Source organism: Comamonas sp. 23 (genome assembly GCF_049601575.1).
Taxonomy (GTDB): Bacteria; Pseudomonadota; Gammaproteobacteria; order Burkholderiales; family Burkholderiaceae_C; genus Comamonas; species Comamonas squillarum.
This window is the reverse complement of sequence record NZ_CP187127.1, coordinates 2,599,322-2,615,966: the sequence shown is the minus strand read 5'-3', so window position 1 is coordinate 2,615,966 and position 16,645 is coordinate 2,599,322. Positions and strand designations below refer to the sequence as shown.

The following is a 16,645-nucleotide window of genomic DNA, read 5'->3' as shown; positions in this document are numbered from 1 at the left end:
GCCACCTCCGCTCCGCCCTGTCTTTGGGGCGCCCTACAGCGTCCCATATGCGATTTGCTCACTAGCATTTGCCATTTTCATATAACTCAATGTCATACAGGACTGAGAAAAATGTAGTTTGAGTTTATATGAAATTTTTTTACAGTACATCGCAACAGCCCAGCTCCGCCGCCATTGGGGCAGCGGGCACACCAGGGCTCGGTAGCTGCAACTTCCGCACCACGATGTACCAATACACCCCATTTGATCGCCAGTTTGTCCAGGCCCGAGCCGACCAGTTCCGTGACCAGCTCCAACGCTGGGAGACGGGCCGGCTGAGTGAAGAAGAATTCCGCCCGCTGCGTCTGCAAAACGGCTGGTATGTGCAACGCTACGCACCGATGCTGCGGGTGGCAGTGCCTTATGGCGAGATCAACTCCGCGCAGATCCGCGTGCTGGCCCGCATTGCCCGCGAGTACGACGCGCCCGACGCCCAGCTCTACCAGGATGCGCTCAAGACCCAGGGCGCGATGGGCACCACCTACCTGCCCACCCACTACGCGCATTTCACCACCCGCACCAATGTGCAGTTCAACTGGATTCCGCTGTCCAAGTCCGCCGATGTGATGGACCTGCTCGCCAGCGTCAACCTGCACGGCATCCAGACCAGCGGCAACTGCATCCGCAACACGACCACCGATGCGCTCGCTGGCGTGGCGGTGGACGAGCTGGTCGACCCCCGGCCTTACGCCGAGGTGCTGCGCCAATGGACCACCTTGCACCCCGAGTTCGCCTTCCTGCCGCGAAAGTTCAAGATTGCGATCAGCGGCTCGCAAGAAGACCGCGCCGCCACTGGCTGGCACGATGTGGGCCTGCATCTGACGAAGAACGAAGCCGGTGAGATCGGCTTCAAGGTGTTTGTCGGCGGCGGCATGGGCCGCACGCCCGTCATTGGCACTCCGATCCGCGAGTTTCTGCCCTGGAACCAGGTGCTCAACTACATCGAGGCGATTGTTCGCGTCTACAACGAGCGCGGCCGCCGTGACAACAAGTACAAGGCCCGCATCAAGATCCTGGTCAAGGCTGAAGGCCAGGTCTATATCGACTCGGTGGAAGAAGAGTTCCGCCAGATCGTCGAGGTCGATGGCGGCCCGCACACCATCCCCCAGGCCGAGTTTGACCGCGTGGCGGCCTGCTTTGTGGCACCGGACCTGTCGGGCTATCCGCAGGTCAACGCCACCGAGGCCAAGCACCAGCTGACCGAGCAAGGCGTGCGTGAGCCAGCCTTTGGCCGCTGGGTGAGCCGCAATGTGCGCGCCCACCAAAACCCGCAGCTGCGCGCGGTGGTGCTGTCGTTCAAGCGCGTCGGCCAGGCACCGGGTGATGCCTCGGGCGAGCAGCTCGATGCGCTGGCCCAGCTGGTGGACCAGTTCTCAGCCGGCGAAGCCCGAGTGACCCACGACCAGAACGTGGTGCTGCCCTGGGTGCATGTGAGCCAGTTGCATGACCTGTGGCTGAAGGCCAAGGCCCTGGGCCTGGCCAGCACCAATGTGGACCTGCTGACCGACATGATCGCCTGCCCCGGCGGTGACCTCTGCGCCTTGGCCAATGCCCGCAGCCTGCCGATTGCAGCAGCCATCACCGAGCGCTACCAGGATCTGGACGAGCTCGACGACATTGGCGATATCGACCTGCATATCAGCGGCTGCATCAACAGCTGCGGCCACCACCACAGCGGCCATATCGGCATCCTGGGCGTCGACAAGGACGGCAAGGAGTGGTACCAGATCACCGTGGGCGGCTCCGATGGTGCCACCTTGTCGGGCGCGCCCCAGGCTGGCAAGGTGATTGGCCCCTCGTTCAGCGCCGCCGAAGTGCCTGGGGTGATCGAGGCAGTCCTCTCCACCTACCGCGATCTGCGTGGCAACGGCGAGCGCTTTATCGACACCGTGCGCCGCGTGGGCCTGGATCCCTTCAAGGAAGCGGGCAAGTCTGCCCGCCTGCCCGAAGCCGCTGACACCGCCGCAGAAATCACCCAAGCCTGAGCATTGAGCAGAACAACGATGAGCATTCCGAACGATTTCCAGATCCTGGCCGCCGGCGACCACCAGCCCGCCGGCGAAGGCGACCGCAGCGTGCTGCTGCTGGCCAACGATGCCGATGCGCTGCAGGTGGCACTCGATGGCGTGGCGCGCATTGACCTCGAGTTTCCCGCGTTCACCGATGGCCGTGCGTTCAGCCAGGCCTACCTGCTGCGCCGCCGCCGTGGCTTCAAGGGCGATATCCGTGCGCTGGGCGATGTGCTGATCGACCAGCTGGTGCAGATGCACCGCACCGGCTTCAGCAGCGCGGTGCTCAAGGAAGGCGTGGACGTGGCCGATGCTGCGCGCCAGTTCGAGCGTTTTGCCGGGTTCTACCAAGGCGACGTGGAAGCCAAGCCCCATTTTGACCAGGCTGCCGCATGAGCACGACCACCCTCACCCCGCAAGAACTGGCCCGCGTGAATGCCGAGCTGGGCAAGGACGCCGCAGCCCTGGTGCGCTGGGCGCTGTCGCTGGGCCAGACCAGCATCGTGACCACCAATTTCCGCCCCTTTGAAGCGGTGATCCTGCACCTGGTGAGCCAGGTCCAGCCCGATGTGCCCGTGGTCTGGATGGACAACGGCTACAACACCGAGGCCACCTACCGCTTTGCCGACGAGGTGACGCGCCAGCTGGGGCTGAACCTGCAGATCTACCTGCCACGCCGCTCGCGCGCCCACCGTGAAGCCGTCGAAGGCGCCACGCCCGCGCTGGATGACCCGCGCCACGCCGCCTTTACCGAAGAGGTCAAGCTCGAGCCCTTTGCCCGCGCGCTGCGCGAGACCCAGCCGCGCGTGTGGTTCACCGCGCTGCGCGCCACCGACACGGCCGTGCGTGCCCAGATGGATCCGGTCAGTCTGAACCCCGATGGCCTCATCAAGGTCGCGCCCCTGCTGCACTGGTCGTCCAAGGATCTGTACGACTACTGCGAACAACACGGTCTGCCGAACAACTTCGACTATGTGGATCCCACCAAGGGCGAAGACAACCGCGAATGCGGCCTGCACATTGCGCACTGATATCGCCCACTGACCGCATGCAGCCCGCCCGACAAGAAAGTCCATCCGATATGAACGCCCGTGTTGAAACCGATGTGCTCAACCACCTGAGCAACCAGCACCTCGATGCGCTGGAAGAAGAAACCATCTTTATCCTGCGCGAAGTCGCCGCCGCCTTTGAGCGCCCTGCGCTGTTGTTTTCCGGCGGCAAGGATTCGCTGGTCATGCTCAAATGCGCCGAAAAAGCCTTTGGCGCCGGCCGCATCCCCTACCCCTTGCTGATGATCGACACCGGCCACAACTTCCCTGAAGTGACCGATTTCCGCGATCTGCGCGCCAAGGAACTGGGTGCCGATCTGATCGTGCGCAGCGTCGAGGACTCGATGGCGCGCGGCACCGTGCGTCTGGCCCACCCCGGCGAATCGCGCAATGTGCACCAGTCGGTGACCTTGCTCGAAGCGATCGAGGAGTTCCGCTTTGACGCGCTCATTGGCGGCGCCCGCCGTGACGAAGAAAAGGCCCGCGCCAAGGAACGCATCTTCAGCCACCGCGACAGCTTTGGCCAGTGGCAGCCCAAGGCCCAGCGCCCCGAGCTCTGGACCCTGTTCAACACCCGCCTGGCCCCGGGCGAGCATTTCCGCGTGTTCCCGATCAGCAACTGGACCGAGCTCGATGTCTGGCAGTACATTGCCCGCGAAAACATCGCGCTGCCTAGCCTCTACTACGCCCACCAGCGCGATGTGGTCGAGCGCAAGGGCCTGCTCGTGCCTATCACGCCGCTCACCCCCGCCCGCGACGGCGAAACGGTCGAGAGCCGCACCGTGCGCTTTCGCACCGTCGGTGACATCACCTGTACCTGCCCGGTGAGCAGCGATGCCGCCTCGGCCGACGACATCGTGCTGGAGACGCTGGCCGCCGATGTGAGCGAGCGAGGTGCTACCCGCATGGACGACAAGACCAGCGATGCCTCGATGGAAAAGCGCAAGAAAGACGGATACTTCTGATGACTACCGATACCCTGACCGCCGTGCGCATCCCTGCCCAAGACCACCTGCACACCGCATCGGCGCTGCGTTTCATCACCTGCGGCTCGGTCGATGATGGCAAATCCACCTTGATCGGCCGCCTGCTGGTCGACAGCAAATCGGTGCTGCAAGACCAGCTCGCCGGCGTGCAGCGCAGCGGCGAGACCGACCTGGCCCTGCTCACCGATGGGCTGTCCGCCGAGCGCGAGCAAGGCATCACCATCGATGTGGCCTACCGCTACTTCGCCACCGAAACGCGCAAGTTCATCATTGGCGATGCGCCCGGCCATGAGCAGTACACCCGCAACATGGTGACCGCGGCATCGAGCGCTGACGCGGCCGTGGTGCTGGTCGATGCCACCAAGCTGGACTGGCAAAACCCGCAGCTCGCGCTGCTGCCCCAGACCCGCCGCCACAGCCTGCTGGCCCATCTGCTGCGCGTGCACTCGCTGGTGTTTGCGGTCAACAAGCTCGACGCGGTGGCCGACCCGGCGCTGGCCTTTGCCAATATCCGCAATGCGCTGGCCGCCTTCGCCCAGGCGGCCGGCATCACCGTGGCAGCCACTATTCCCGTCTCGGCCCTGAAGGGCTGGAACGTGGTGACCGCGCACCCCGACTGGGCCGGCTACCAGGGCCCGAGCCTGCTGGAGCTGCTCGAGACGCTGCCGACCACGCCGGCTGATGCCGGTCAACCGCTGGCGTTTTCGGTGCAGTGGGTGGAGAAGTTCTCCGCCTCGGCCGACACTCACCAGGGCCGCCGCATTTTCTGGGGCCGTGTGGGCACTGGCGATGTCGCGCCCGGCACTGCGGTGCAGATTCTGCCCAGCGGCCAGCGCGCCAGCGTGGCCCAAGTGCTGGACCACACCCGCAAGCCCATCGCACGCGGCGCAGGCCAGAGCGCCGGCATCGTGCTGGACCGCGAGGTCGATGTCTCGCGCGGCGACTGGATCATTGCGGCCCCGGCAGCGGCTGCGACCAATGCCGCCGACGATGACTTTGACACCCCCGCCGAGCAGCCTGCCTGGCCGGCAACGCGCGAGATCACCGCCACCATCGCCTGGATGGACAATGAACCCCTGCTGGCCGGCCGCGTCTACTGGGCGCTGCATGGCCGCCGCTGGATCAAGGCCAAGGTGCGCAAGGTGCTCAATCGCCTGGATATCAACACCCTGGAGCGCCAGGACGCCGAGCAGCTCGAACCCAATGCCATCGGCCGGGTGGAGATCAGCCTGCAAGAAGCGATTCCGGCAGCGGCCTTTGTGCGCTCGCGTGAGCTGGGCTCCTTGATCCTCGTGGACACGGCCTCCAACAGCACGGCCGCTGCGGTACTGGTGGAGTAAAGCCAGCAGTCCCGCAGTTAAAAACCACGTTATTCGGAGGTCGGCTAGGTGCTTGTGCACAAAAACCGTAAAATCCTCCGCTGTTTGTTTGTCTGAATCACTGGCGAAAACCATTCCATGACCCACGTCGTCACCGAAAACTGCATCAAGTGCAAATACACCGATTGTGTGGACGTCTGCCCTGTTGACTGCTTCCGCGAAGGCCCGAACTTCCTGACCATCGATCCGGACGAATGCATCGACTGCGCCGTCTGCATCCCCGAGTGCCCTGCCAACGCCATCTACGCCGAGGAAGATGTGCCCGCAGACCAGCTGGCCTTCATCAAGCTCAATGCCGAGCTGGCACTGGCCGATGGCTGGAAGAGCATCACCAAGCGCAAGGCGCCGATGGAAGGTGCCGACGAGGCCAACGGCCAGCCCGATAAGCTCAAGGACTTGATCCGCTGAGCCAGCTAATGCAGGGATTCTAGGCTGTGATGCCCGCACCCTGAACCCGCCAAGCCAGCCTCCATGCTGGCTTTTTTGTTGTTCGCGCCCACCCAGACCACCGCCATGCACAGCGCCGCCTTTGCCAACACCCCCCAGCCTCCGTACTACGCCGTCATCTTCACCTCGCAGCGCACCGACACCGAGCACCAGCCCTATGCCGACATGGCCGATGCGATGGTGCTGCTTGCCGAGCAACAACCCGGCTTTTTGGGCGCTGAGGGCACCCGGGGCAGCGACGGCCTGGGCATTACCGTGTCATACTGGCAGACCGAGGACGACATCCGCCGCTGGAAGGCCCAGAGCGACCACCTGGTTGCCCAGCGCATGGGCGCCGAGCGCTGGTATGCGCATTACCAGGTGCGGGTGGCGAAGGTGGAGCGGGCCTATGGCATGCAGCACGCCAGCGCAGCCTGAACGAGGCATGCCCTGCGCCATGGGCCATGGTGCAGGGCATGCAGTTGGAGCCGATGGCCCGAGATTTACAGCTTGATCTCGCGGTGCTCGCCCATGCCATCGGGTCGTTCACCGGTCACCGCTGATTTGGCCATCTTGAACAGCTGCACTAGCTTGTTTTCTTTCACATCCCAGTATTCGGCAAAATCAACCCGCGCCACCAGGATCTGCAAATTGGGGTCGGACGGGCCATCGGGAAACCATGCTTTGGCCATCGGGCTGAACAACTGCTCTTTCAGCGCCAGATCGTCACTGATGGACCCCGTTGCCGATACGGAAACATAGCTGTCCTTATTGGGATCGGCGTACGACACATTAATGGCGCTGGAGGTGCTCAGGCACCGGGACAAATCGGAATCCCTACCCAACAAGAAATACAGATTTTTATCCTCGTTCATGCCCTCTTTGTTGGCCGTGGTCATCGGCGCGGCATGCAAGCTGCCATGTTCATGCTGGTGCGTGATCATCGCAAAGCGAATGTCCTTGATCAGTTCCCACAATTTTTCACGCGGATTTTCTTGGGCCATGGCGCAACTCCTGTCAAATTGGAAAATTTCACTGTATCGACGGGTCAGCGCATCCCATGTAAGGCAAATACCCTCCATCAGATCGGCGCTTGCAGGGTCTGCCTGTGCTGGCTTGGCGCGCCAGCTGTAATCCGGGCTGGAGGGTACGCGTTGATTCAATGCGTCCACAACCCCATTGGATGCGTGCCCAGACAGCCTCCAAGGAGCGCGCAAGGCGCTCTTGCTGGAGACTCGCCTTAGCGCTCAGCCGCCGCCATCGCCGCCACCACCTGCTGCAGCGCTGCCGGGTCTTCCATCGTTGATAGGTCGCCCGTGTCGCGCTTCTCGGCCACCGCCTGCAGCGCGCGGCGCAACAGTTTGCCGCTGCGCGTCTTGGGCAAGGTGGCGACAAAGTAGACGCGCGCTGGCCGCGCGACGGCACCGAGCTGGGCATCGACATGGTTGCAGACGGATTTTTCCAGCGCGCTGCAGGCGGCGCTGTCGCCCGCCACCGCATTGCTGCGCGGCACGGCAAAGGCCAGCGCGACCTGGCCTTTCAAGGCATCGGCCACACCGACAACGGCAACTTCTGCAATATCGGGGTGGCCGGAGATGCTCTCTTCGATCTCGCGTGTGCCCAGGCGGTGCCCGGCGACATTGATCACATCATCGGTGCGGCCCAGGATGAAGTAGTAACCGTCCTTGTCACGCACACCCCAATCAAAGGTGCTGTAGACCAGGCGGCCTGGAATGCTCTTCCAGTAGGTGTTGACAAAGCGCTGGTCATCGCACCAGACGGTCATCAGGCAGCCAGGGGGCAAGGGGCCTTCGATGGCGATCACGCCTTTTTGCATCGGCAGGGCCAGCTCGGCGCCGGTCTCGCCATCGATCAGCTTGATGTGGTAGCCAAACACGGCCTTGCCCGGGCTGCCAAAGCGCGATGGCTGGGGCTCGACGCCGTTGCACAGCGTCAGGATCGGCCAGCCGGTCTCGGTCTGCCAGTAGTTGTCAATGATGGGGCGCCCGATGGCGCCGCTGATCCAGCTGGCTGTGGGCTCATCGAGCGGCTCGCCGGCCAGCCACAGCGCCTGCAGGCTGCTCAGGTCGTACTTGCTGAGGTACTCCGGGTCCTGCTTTTTGAGCACACGGATCGCGGTGGGCGCCGAGAACATGTGCGTGACCTTGTATTTCTCGACCAGGCTCCACCAGATGCCCGGGTCCGGGCGCAGCGGCACACCTTCGTACATGAGGGTGGCCATGCCGCCGATGAGCGGCGCATAGATGATGTAGCTGTGACCCACGACCCAGCCGATATCGCTGGTGCAAAAAAAGGTCTGGCCGGGCTTTGCATCAAAGATCGCCGGCAGGCTGGCGGCCAGCGCCACCGTGTAGCCTCCGGTATCGCGCTGCACGCCCTTGGGCTTGCCGGTGGTGCCGCTGGTGTAGAGCGTGTAGCTGGGGTGGGTGGCCTCCACCCATTCGCAGGGCACCTGGGCATCCAGGTGCTGGGCACGCAGATCGGCCCAGCGGTGGTCGCGGCCAGCGACCCACTGCATGGGAGCCAGGCCCCGGTCCACCATCAGCACCGCTTGCGGCTTGTGGCGGGCCAGCGCAATGGCCTCATCCAGCAAGGGCTTGTAGGGCACGACTTTGCCGGCGCGCGAGCCGGCATCGGCGCTGATGATGACCGTGGGCTGGGCATCGTCAATGCGGGTGGCGAGCGAGCCCGAGGCAAAGCCGCCAAACACCACCGAATGGATGGCACCGATGCGCACGCTGGCCAGCATCGCGATGGCGGCCTCGGCAATCATCGGCATATAGATCTGCACCCGGTCGCCCTTTTTGACGCCCAGCGCCAGCAGCGCTGCGGCCATGCGCTGCACTTCGCGGTGCAACTCGGCATAGCTGTAGCTGCGCTCGGTATTCGTCTCGGTCGATACCGCGATCAGCGCGGCCTGGTCGCCGCGCTCGGCCACATGGCGGTCGATGGCGTTGTGGCAGAGGTTGGTCTGGCCGCCGACAAACCAGCGCGCAAATGGCGGGTTGCTGTAGTCACAGATCTGCTGGGGCGGCACATGCCAGTCGATGCGCTGCGCCTGCTCGGCCCAGAAGGCGTCGCGGTCGTGGATCGAGCGGGCGTAAAAGTCGGCAAAACGGCTCATCGAAGTCTGTCTCCATCTTTTGTTGTGCAGCCATTATTTCCCTTTGCCTTGCATCGCGCTGACAAACGGGTGCGGGCTGCAGCCCGCATGCCTGTGGTTTTCCCGCATAAGCGCGGGGTGCCCAGAGAGGCTTTTGCAGCACCTGGCCCAGTTTCCGCATGGGCCAGCGCCGGGCAGGCTGCGGCATCGCGCACAATCAGCGGCATGGCGCACCGCCCCGGTGCTGCGGCGCGCCGGATGACGAAGGATGTCCCATGCTCAATGGCTTGTGGCTGGGTTTTTTTGTGGTGGCGGCCTTGGCCGCGTTCGCGCAGTGGCTGGTGGGCGGCAATGCGCAGATTTTTGGCGACATGGTGCAGGCGCTGTTTGCCATGGCCAAGCTCTCGGTCGAGGTGATGGTGCTGCTGTTTGGCACGCTCACGCTGTGGCTGGGCTTTTTGAAGATTGCGGAAAAGGCCGGCCTGGTCGATATGCTGGCCCGCTGGCTTGCGCCGTTGTTTGCCCGGCTGATGCCCGATGTGCCGCGCGGCCACCCGGCGCTGGGCCTGATGACGCTGAACTTTGCTGCCAACGCGCTGGGGCTGGACAACGCAGCCACCCCCATTGGCCTCAAGGCCATGCGCGCGCTGCAAGAGATCAACCCCTCGCCCACGGCCGCCAGCAATGCGCAGATTCTGTTTCTGGTGCTCAATGCCTCGTCGCTGACCCTGCTGCCAGTGACCATCTTCATGTACCGCATGCAGCAAGGCGCGCCCGACCCAACCCTGGTGTTTCTGCCGATCTTGCTGGCCACCTCGGTCTCGACGCTGGTCGGCCTGGTGTCGGTGGCCATCGTGCAGCGCCTGCCGCTGTCGCACCCGGTGGTGCTGGCCTATCTGCTGCCGGTCGGCCTGGTGCTGGCCGGATTCATGGCCTTTTTGGCGACCTTGACGTCCACGGCCATGGCGCAGGTGTCTTCCCTCTTGGGCAACCTCACCTTGTTTGGCCTGGTGGTACTGTTTGTCGTGGTGGGCGCGTTGCGCAAGGTGCCCGTGTACGAGAGCTTTATCGAAGGCGCCAAGGAAGGCTTTGATGTCGCCAAGGGCCTGCTTCCCTACCTGGTGGCCATGCTCTGCGCCGTGGGGCTCTTTCGCGCCTCGGGCGCGCTGGGCTATGCGCTCGACGGCATCCGCTGGCTGGTGGATCTGAGCGGTATGGACACGCGCTTTGTCGATGCGCTGCCTACTGCCCTGGTCAAGCCCTTCTCGGGCAGCGCCGCGCGCGCGATGCTGATCGAGACCATGCAAAGCCATGGCGTGGACAGCTTCCCGGCGCTGGCCGCTGCCATCATCCAGGGCAGCACCGAGACCACGTTCTATGTGCTGGCGGTGTACTTTGGCGCGGTCGGCATCCAGCGCGCGCGCCATGCGGTGCCCTGCGCGCTGCTGGCTGAGTTCTCGGGCGTGGTGGCCGCCATTGTGGTCTGCTACCAGTTCTTTGGTTGATGGCGGGAAGCATGCCTCAAGGAGTGGTCATGGCAAGCAGTGCACGCGCCTCGGATGCCCAGATCTTCAGCGCCGCTTGGGAACGGGCCTGGCAGGATCTGGGCCTGACCCCTGCGCCCAACGCCTTGCCCCAGCTGCTGGCAGCGCATACCGGGCCGGATCGCCATTACCACGGCCTGCAGCATATTTCCGAATGTCTGCAATGGCTCGAGCAGCTGCGCCCGCAGATAGCGCAGCCGGCAGAGCTGGCACTGGCCCTGTGCTTTCACGACGCGATTTATGACCCGCAGGCCAAGGACAATGAACTGCGCAGTGCCAACTGGGCGCAAGCGGTGATGCAGGCAGCCGGTGCCGCGCCCGATGCCGTGCAGCGGGTGGATGCACTGGTCATGGCCACCTGCCATTTCCAGCCCGCGCAAGCGCCGCTGCCGGCAGACAGCGCCTGGATGCTCGATATAGATCTGTCTATCCTGGGCGCGCCAGCCGCGCGTTTTGCGCAGTACCAGGCGCAGATCCAGGCCGAATATGCCTGGGTGCCCGCTGCCGACTATGCGCTGCGCCGCCAGGCGGTGCTGCGCAGCTTTTGGCAGCGCCCGGCGATTTACCAGACGGCGAACATGCGGGCCCGGCTGGAGGCGCAGGCGCGCCAGAACCTGGAGCAGGCCCTGGCGCTGGCGATAGCCTGATTCAATGCCGCTCAGGCATCGGGCATGATCGCATCGGCCCAGTCGTAGAGTGCGCCCAAAAGCTCTTCGGCGCGCTCATCGGCCGTCTCCGACAGCTGGTCGATTTCGGCAAACATCTGCTCGGCCGTGCGCGCGCCGCCCAAGCCCTCTTGCAAAAAGGCCACGCGCAGCTCCAGCCAGCGCTGCTGCTCCTCTGGGTTGAGCGAATCGGGAAAGTTGCGCGCCCGGTAGCGGAACAGCAGCTCATGCAGTCGTTCATCGTCAAAACCGGGCTTGGCAACGGCCAGCTCCTGCGGGTGCATGGTCGTCAGCTGGGTCAGGCGCCGGCGGTCGGCCTGGCCGATAAAGCCGCTGTACAAATCCTGGTCCACATCCACACCCTCGAGCGGTGGGCGGTCAAACACGGCAGCCCAGGTGGCGCTCATATCGGGCAGATCGCGGGCAATCGCGGCATGGCGCAGGGCCTGGTCCATGTCGATCTGCCAGCGGGCGGCCTGCTCGGCGCTGAGCGTACGCAGGCTGCTGACGACCATCGGCGATTTGTTCAGGTGCACCGTCTTGATCGGCAGGCGCGTCACGCCTTCGGGCAGATCAGCAGCTGCGCTGAACATGCGCAGGCGCATCTCGTCGACCGACAGCTCAGCGAGGTGGCTGGGGTCCTGGGCCAGATCCCAGGCGATGACCTCGTTCTTGTTGGTCGGGTGCTGGGCCAGCGGCCAGACCACGGCAATGCAGCCGCGCTCGACCCCGTACATGCCCGAGACATGCAAAAAAGGCCGGGCATTGGCGGAGGTGGCTGGCAGGGCCAGCTCCTGCATCACACGGTCCTTCTTGTGCAGACCCAGCGCAAAATCAAACAGGCGCGGCTGCAGGCGCTTGATGAGGCGCGCCAGGCCAATGGTGGCGCGCACATCGCTCAGTGCATCGTGCGCCGATTCATGCAGGATGCCGTTGGCGCGGGCCAGGTCTTCGAGCTTGAAGCTGACCGAGCCATCATCTTTTTGGGGCCACTGGATGCCTTCGGGGCGCAGCGCATAGACCATGCGCACGACATCGAGCAGATCCCAGCGGCCGCAGCCGTTTTGCCATTCGCGGGCATAGGGGTCGCGCAGGTTGCGCCACAGCATGTAGCGCGTCACCTCGTCATCAAAACGGATGGTGTTGTAGCCCACGCCAATGGTGCCCGGGCGGCCCAGCTCGGCCTCTACGGCCGCAGCAAACTGGTGCTCAGGCACACCCTGCTCCAGGCAGTGCTGGGGCGTGAGGCCGGTGATCAGGCTCGCCTGGGGGCTGGGCAGGTAATCGAGCGCAGGCTGGCAGTACAGCATGACCGGCTCGCCGATCTCGTTGAGGTCCATGTCCGTGCGGATGCCGGCAAACTGCGCCGGCCGGTCACGGCGCGGCACGGCGCCAAAGGTTTCGTAGTCATGCCAGAAAAAGCTGGCGGAGGCGGACGAGAAGTTCTGCATGCCCGCTAGTATGCCTGCTCCGGTCACTGCCGCAGAGCAACGTGGGCCCGCAACTACAGAAGCGGCGAGAACAAGCGCGCGATCGAATCACCCAGCCGGGGCAAAAAGCGCTGCTTGCGGCGCGAAGCGACCTGCTTGGAACGCATCAGATCGGTGTTGAACTGGTCCTGCAGCCGGGCGTTCAGCTCCGGCCCGTAGCCAATCGCACACACCTCGTAGTTCAGGCGAAAACTTCGGTTGTCAAAGTTGGCCGTGCCGATGATGGTCAGGTTGTCATCGACCACCAAGGTCTTGGAGTGCAGCATGCGCGCGCTGTATTCGTAGACCTTGGCGCCGGCGCTGATCAGCTCCTCGTAGTACGAGCGGGCAGCGGCCGTCACAAAGATCGAATCGGATTTCTCCGGCACCAGCAGCCGCACATCGACGCCGCGCAGCGCGGCGCTGGTCAGCGCATACATGGCCGGCTCGGTTGGCACAAAGTAAGGCGTGGTCAGCCAGACCCGCACGGTGGCTGACTGGATGGCGGCCACATGGGCGCGGTGGATGGGCTCGGTCGGGTTGTCCGGGCCTGAGCTCACCAGCTGCATCGCGTGGCGGCCATCGGGCATATCGGGCAGCAGCAAGTCCAGGTTGGCAGGCATGTCCTGGGCCGACTTTTCCAGCGCATAGGCCCAGTCTTCCAAGAAGGTGGTCTGCAGCCAGGTGACGATGGGCCCCGCCATGCGCAGGTGCACATCGTGGTAGGCGTTGGTGTTGACGCGGCGGTCTTCTTCGTCGGTGATATTGACGCCGCCGGTAAAGCCGATCTGGCCATCTACCACCAGGATCTTGCGGTGGCTGCGGAAGTTGATTACCGGGCGCAGACGCCTGCCGATGCGAGTGGGGTGGAACACCGCAAACTCGCCGCCCGCTGCCAGCAAGGGCGCGATGAACTTGCGGTTGACGCGCTTGGAGCCCAGCGCATCGACCAGCATGCGCACCTTGACCCCCGCTTTGGCCCGCTCGACCAGCGCATCGCGCAGGCGCGTGCCGGTCTGGTCGGGCTCGAAAATATAGTATTCCAGATGCACATGGTGGCGGGCCTGTGCGACGTCTTCCAGAATGCGGTCAAAGGTGGCCGCGCCGCCGCTGAGCAACTCCACACTTTCGGCCGAGGTGATCGGGAAGCCGCAGGTGGCCTCGACCAGCTTGACCATCTCGCGCAGCTGGGCCGGGGCCTCGGGCTGGCCGTCGCGGATGCGGCGCGTGGTCTCGCGCACATGGTTTTTGTTGCGGGCGCGCAGGCGTTTGATGCGCTGGCGCTTCATGCGCTGCGGGCCGATGAAGTAGTAGACGATCAGCCCCACCACGGGCAAGGAGCCCATGGACAGCAGCCAGCCCAAGGTGGCCACCGGCGCGCGGCGCTGCATCAGAATCCAGATACCCACCACCCCGAGGTAAATCGGCCAGATCACGGACAGCACCGCGAAGATATTTTCCTTGGTCAGATACGGAGAGAGGGACGCCACAGCAGCGCGCTCCTGTTGAGGGGACTGCCCAGTGTAGCCTGCCACCGTGACAGCCCGGCGCAAAAAAACAGCCGCATGGAGCGGCTGTTTTTGTCCTCAAGGCGCAGGGGCCTCAATCGGCGGCGACTTCCTCTTCAGGCTCGGCCGGCTCTTGCTTGGCGCGCTCCTTCTTGGGCAGCGGCTGGATGTCGAGCATCACCTCGGGCTTGTCGGCGTTGCTGTCGTCCCAGTCGACGCTCAGGCGCCCGCCATCGGTCAGGCGGCCAAACAGCAGCTCGTCGGCCAGCGACCGGCGGATCGTGTCCTGGATCAGGCGCTGCATCGGCCGCGCACCCATCAGCGGATCGAAGCCGGTCTTGGCCAGGTGCTTGCGCAGCTTGTCGCTGAACGTGACCTCGACCTTCTTCTCGGCCAGTTGCTGCTCGAGCTGGAGCAGGAACTTGTCGACCACACGCAGAATGACCTGTTCGTCGAGCGGCTTGAAGCTGACGATGGCATCCAGCCGGTTGCGGAACTCGGGCGTGAACAGGCGCTTGATGTCGCCCATCTCGTCGCCCGCCGCACGCGGGTTGGTAAAGCCAATGACGGCCTTGTTCATCGTCTCGGCACCCGCATTGGTGGTCATGATGATGATCACATTGCGGAAGTCGGCCTTGCGTCCGTTGTTATCGGTCAAGGTGCCGTGGTCCATCACCTGCAGCAGCACATTGAAGATATCCGGATGCGCCTTCTCGATTTCGTCGAGCAGCAGCACCGCATGGGGCTTCTTGGTCACGGCCTCGGTCAGCAGGCCGCCCTGGTCGAAACCGACATAGCCCGGAGGCGCACCGATCAGGCGCGAAACCGCATGGCGCTCCATGTACTCGGACATGTCAAAGCGGATCAGGTCAATGCCCAGGATGTAGGCCAGCTGCTTGGCCGCTTCGGTCTTGCCCACACCCGTGGGGCCCGAGAACAGGAACGAACCAATCGGTTTGTCGACCTTGCCCAGGCCAGAGCGTGCCATCTTGACTGCCGAGGACAGCACTTCGAGCGCCTTGTCCTGGCCAAAGACCACGCTTCGCAGGTCGCGCTCCAGGGTCTGCAGCTTGCCGCGGTCGTCATTGCTGACGTTGGCCGGCGGAATGCGTGCAATCTTGGCGACGATCTCTTCGATCTCGGTCTTGCCGATGGTTCTCTTGCGCTTCGAGGGCGCCAGAATGCGCTGCGCGGCGCCGGCCTCATCGATCACATCGATCGCCTTGTCGGGCAGATGGCGGTCATTGATGAACTTGGCCGACAGTTCAGCGGCTGCCTGCAAAGCGGCCACCGCGTACTTGACGTTGTGGTGCTCTTCGAAGCGCGACTTCAGGCCCTTCAGGATATCGATGGTTTCGGGCACGGTCGGCTCGACCACATCGACCTTCTGGAAGCGGCGAGAGAGCGCTGCATCTTTTTCGAAGATGCCGCGGTACTCGGTGAACGTGGTTGCGCCAATGCACTTGAGCTGGCCGCTCGACAGCGCCGGCTTGAGCAGGTTGGACGCATCCAGCGTGCCGCCCGAGGCCGCACCGGCACCGATCAGGGTGTGGATCTCGTCAATGAACAAGATCGCATGGGGCTTGTCCTTCAAGGCCTTGAGCACGCCTTTCAGACGCTGCTCAAAATCACCGCGGTACTTGGTGCCCGCCAACAGCGAGCCCATGTCCAGCGAGTAGACGGTGGCCTCGGCCAGCACTTCGGGCACATCTTCTTGCGTGATGCGCCATGCCAGGCCCTCGGCAATCGCCGTCTTGCCCACGCCGGCCTCCCCCACCAGCAGCGGGTTGTTCTTGCGGCGGCGGCACAGGATCTGGATCGTGCGCTCGACCTCGTACTGGCGGCCGATCAGCGGATCGATCTTGCCATCCTTGGCCTGCTGGTTCAGGTTGACGGTGAACTGCTCCAGCGGCGAGGCCTTTTCAGCGCGCTCGGCGTTGTTGCTGCCCACCTCTTCCGCATCCGAGCTGGACTCGGACTTGGGCAGCTCGGGCGTGTCGTTCTTCTTGATGCCATGGGCGATGTAGTTGACCACATCGAGGCGCGTGACGCCCTGCTGGTGCAGGTAGTACACGGCATGCGAGTCCTTTTCGCCAAAAATGGCCACCAGCACATTGGCGCCGGTCACTTCCTTCTTGCCATTGCCGGTGCTTTGCACATGCATGATGGCGCGCTGGATCACGCGCTGGAAACCCAAGGTAGGCTGGGTGTCCACTTCGTCTTCACCGGCCACCTGCGGGGCATTGTCCTTGATGAAATTGGTCAGCGACGCGCGCAGATCGTCGATATTGGCAGAGCATGCGCGCAACACCTCGGAAGCACTCGGGTTGTCCAGCAAGGCCAGCAGCAAATGCTCCACGGTGATGAATTCATGGCGCTGCTGCCTGGCTTCGACAAAAGCCATGTGCAAGCTGACTTCCAGTTCCTGAGCAATCATTTGAAACTCC

At 63.9% G+C, this 16,645-nt stretch carries 14 protein-coding genes; 9 read left to right on the top strand and 5 right to left on the bottom strand.

Annotated elements, in window-relative coordinates:
• Window positions 1-224: 224 nt before the first annotated feature.
• The 7 genes from ACPEE1_RS11745 (at window position 225) to ACPEE1_RS11715 (ending at window position 6,326) form a co-directional block, all read left to right on the top strand.
• The gene (locus ACPEE1_RS11745) at window positions 225-2,024 is read left to right on the top strand and encodes a nitrite/sulfite reductase (RefSeq protein WP_423932750.1); all 1,800 of its coding nucleotides are present in this window, start codon (window positions 225-227) and stop codon (window positions 2,022-2,024) included.
• Between the two features lie 18 nt (window positions 2,025-2,042).
• Window positions 2,043-2,444 (top strand): DUF934 domain-containing protein, encoded by a 402-nt coding sequence (locus ACPEE1_RS11740; protein ID WP_116923947.1) that lies wholly within the window; start codon window positions 2,043-2,045, stop codon window positions 2,442-2,444.
• Window positions 2,441-3,079, top strand: coding sequence for a phosphoadenosine phosphosulfate reductase family protein (locus ACPEE1_RS11735; RefSeq protein ID WP_423932746.1), 639 nt, complete (start codon window positions 2,441-2,443; stop codon window positions 3,077-3,079). Before ACPEE1_RS11740 ends, ACPEE1_RS11735 begins: the two co-directional genes overlap by 4 nt.
• 50 nt (window positions 3,080-3,129) lie before the next feature.
• Complete coding sequence (gene cysD, locus ACPEE1_RS11730) at window positions 3,130-4,062, top strand: sulfate adenylyltransferase subunit CysD (RefSeq protein WP_116923949.1); 933 nt, start codon at window positions 3,130-3,132, stop codon at window positions 4,060-4,062.
• Window positions 4,062-5,423, top strand: a complete 1,362-nt coding sequence (locus tag ACPEE1_RS11725; protein WP_423932744.1) for a sulfate adenylyltransferase subunit 1 — start codon at window positions 4,062-4,064, stop codon at window positions 5,421-5,423. The genes cysD and ACPEE1_RS11725 overlap by 1 nt, the downstream gene beginning before the upstream one ends.
• Before the next feature lie 117 nt (window positions 5,424-5,540).
• The gene (gene fdxA, locus ACPEE1_RS11720) at window positions 5,541-5,870 is read left to right on the top strand and encodes a ferredoxin FdxA (RefSeq protein WP_021025807.1); all 330 of its coding nucleotides are present in this window, start codon (window positions 5,541-5,543) and stop codon (window positions 5,868-5,870) included.
• Window positions 5,871-5,933: 63 nt separating this feature from the next.
• Window positions 5,934-6,326: an antibiotic biosynthesis monooxygenase family protein gene (locus tag ACPEE1_RS11715; RefSeq protein WP_423932741.1), complete on the top strand. Its 393-nt coding sequence runs from the start codon at window positions 5,934-5,936 to the stop codon at window positions 6,324-6,326.
• A gap of 65 nt (window positions 6,327-6,391) precedes the next feature.
• Here the strand turns inward: ACPEE1_RS11715 and ACPEE1_RS11710 are convergent, their stop codons facing one another.
• Both ACPEE1_RS11710 and ACPEE1_RS11705 read right to left on the bottom strand, forming a co-directional pair.
• Window positions 6,392-7,060, bottom strand: coding sequence for a pyridoxamine 5'-phosphate oxidase family protein (locus tag ACPEE1_RS11710; RefSeq protein WP_347707636.1), 669 nt, complete (start codon window positions 7,058-7,060; stop codon window positions 6,392-6,394).
• Window positions 7,061-7,128: 68 nt separating this feature from the next.
• Window positions 7,129-9,033, bottom strand: a complete 1,905-nt coding sequence (locus ACPEE1_RS11705; protein WP_423932738.1) for a propionate--CoA ligase — start codon at window positions 9,031-9,033, stop codon at window positions 7,129-7,131.
• Between the two features lie 254 nt (window positions 9,034-9,287).
• On the opposite strand from ACPEE1_RS11705, the gene ACPEE1_RS11700 reads away from it, so the two are divergent.
• Both ACPEE1_RS11700 and ACPEE1_RS11695 read left to right on the top strand, forming a co-directional pair.
• Window positions 9,288-10,517, top strand: a complete 1,230-nt coding sequence (locus ACPEE1_RS11700) for a nucleoside recognition domain-containing protein (RefSeq protein WP_423932736.1) — start codon at window positions 9,288-9,290, stop codon at window positions 10,515-10,517.
• A gap of 29 nt (window positions 10,518-10,546) precedes the next feature.
• Window positions 10,547-11,203 (top strand): N-methyl-D-aspartate receptor NMDAR2C subunit, encoded by a 657-nt coding sequence (locus tag ACPEE1_RS11695; protein WP_423932734.1) that lies wholly within the window; start codon window positions 10,547-10,549, stop codon window positions 11,201-11,203.
• Between the two features lie 11 nt (window positions 11,204-11,214).
• Here ACPEE1_RS11695 and sbcB read toward each other — a convergent pair whose 3' ends face one another.
• From sbcB to clpA, 3 genes are all read right to left on the bottom strand, one after another.
• Complete coding sequence (sbcB, locus tag ACPEE1_RS11690) at window positions 11,215-12,672, bottom strand: exodeoxyribonuclease I (protein WP_423932731.1); 1,458 nt, start codon at window positions 12,670-12,672, stop codon at window positions 11,215-11,217.
• A 53-nt stretch (window positions 12,673-12,725) separates the two neighbouring features.
• Window positions 12,726-14,180, bottom strand: a complete 1,455-nt coding sequence (cls, locus tag ACPEE1_RS11685; protein ID WP_182341606.1) for a cardiolipin synthase — start codon at window positions 14,178-14,180, stop codon at window positions 12,726-12,728.
• Between the two features lie 112 nt (window positions 14,181-14,292).
• Window positions 14,293-16,635, bottom strand: coding sequence for an ATP-dependent Clp protease ATP-binding subunit ClpA (gene clpA, locus ACPEE1_RS11680; protein WP_423932728.1), 2,343 nt, complete (start codon window positions 16,633-16,635; stop codon window positions 14,293-14,295).
• Window positions 16,636-16,645 lie beyond the last annotated feature (10 nt).

Bases quoted from the DNA above. Each gene is read 5' to 3' on its own strand.
- ACPEE1_RS11745 (WP_423932750.1), top strand. From the start codon at position 225: ATGTACCAATACACCCCATTTGATCGCCAGTTTGTCCAGGCCCGAGCC.
- ACPEE1_RS11740 (WP_116923947.1), top strand. From the start codon at position 2,043: ATGAGCATTCCGAACGATTTCCAGATCCTGGCCGCCGGCGACCACCAG.
- ACPEE1_RS11735 (WP_423932746.1), top strand. From the start codon at position 2,441: ATGAGCACGACCACCCTCACCCCGCAAGAACTGGCCCGCGTGAATGCC.
- cysD (WP_116923949.1), top strand. From the start codon at position 3,130: ATGAACGCCCGTGTTGAAACCGATGTGCTCAACCACCTGAGCAACCAG.
- ACPEE1_RS11725 (WP_423932744.1), top strand. From the start codon at position 4,062: ATGACTACCGATACCCTGACCGCCGTGCGCATCCCTGCCCAAGACCAC.
- fdxA (WP_021025807.1), top strand. From the start codon at position 5,541: ATGACCCACGTCGTCACCGAAAACTGCATCAAGTGCAAATACACCGAT.
- ACPEE1_RS11715 (WP_423932741.1), top strand. From the start codon at position 5,934: ATGCTGGCTTTTTTGTTGTTCGCGCCCACCCAGACCACCGCCATGCAC.
- ACPEE1_RS11705 (WP_423932738.1), bottom strand. From the start codon at position 9,033: ATGAGCCGTTTTGCCGACTTTTACGCCCGCTCGATCCACGACCGCGAC.
- ACPEE1_RS11700 (WP_423932736.1), top strand. From the start codon at position 9,288: ATGCTCAATGGCTTGTGGCTGGGTTTTTTTGTGGTGGCGGCCTTGGCC.
- ACPEE1_RS11695 (WP_423932734.1), top strand. From the start codon at position 10,547: ATGGCAAGCAGTGCACGCGCCTCGGATGCCCAGATCTTCAGCGCCGCT.
- sbcB (WP_423932731.1), bottom strand. From the start codon at position 12,672: ATGCAGAACTTCTCGTCCGCCTCCGCCAGCTTTTTCTGGCATGACTAC.
- clpA (WP_423932728.1), bottom strand. From the start codon at position 16,635: ATGATTGCTCAGGAACTGGAAGTCAGCTTGCACATGGCTTTTGTCGAA.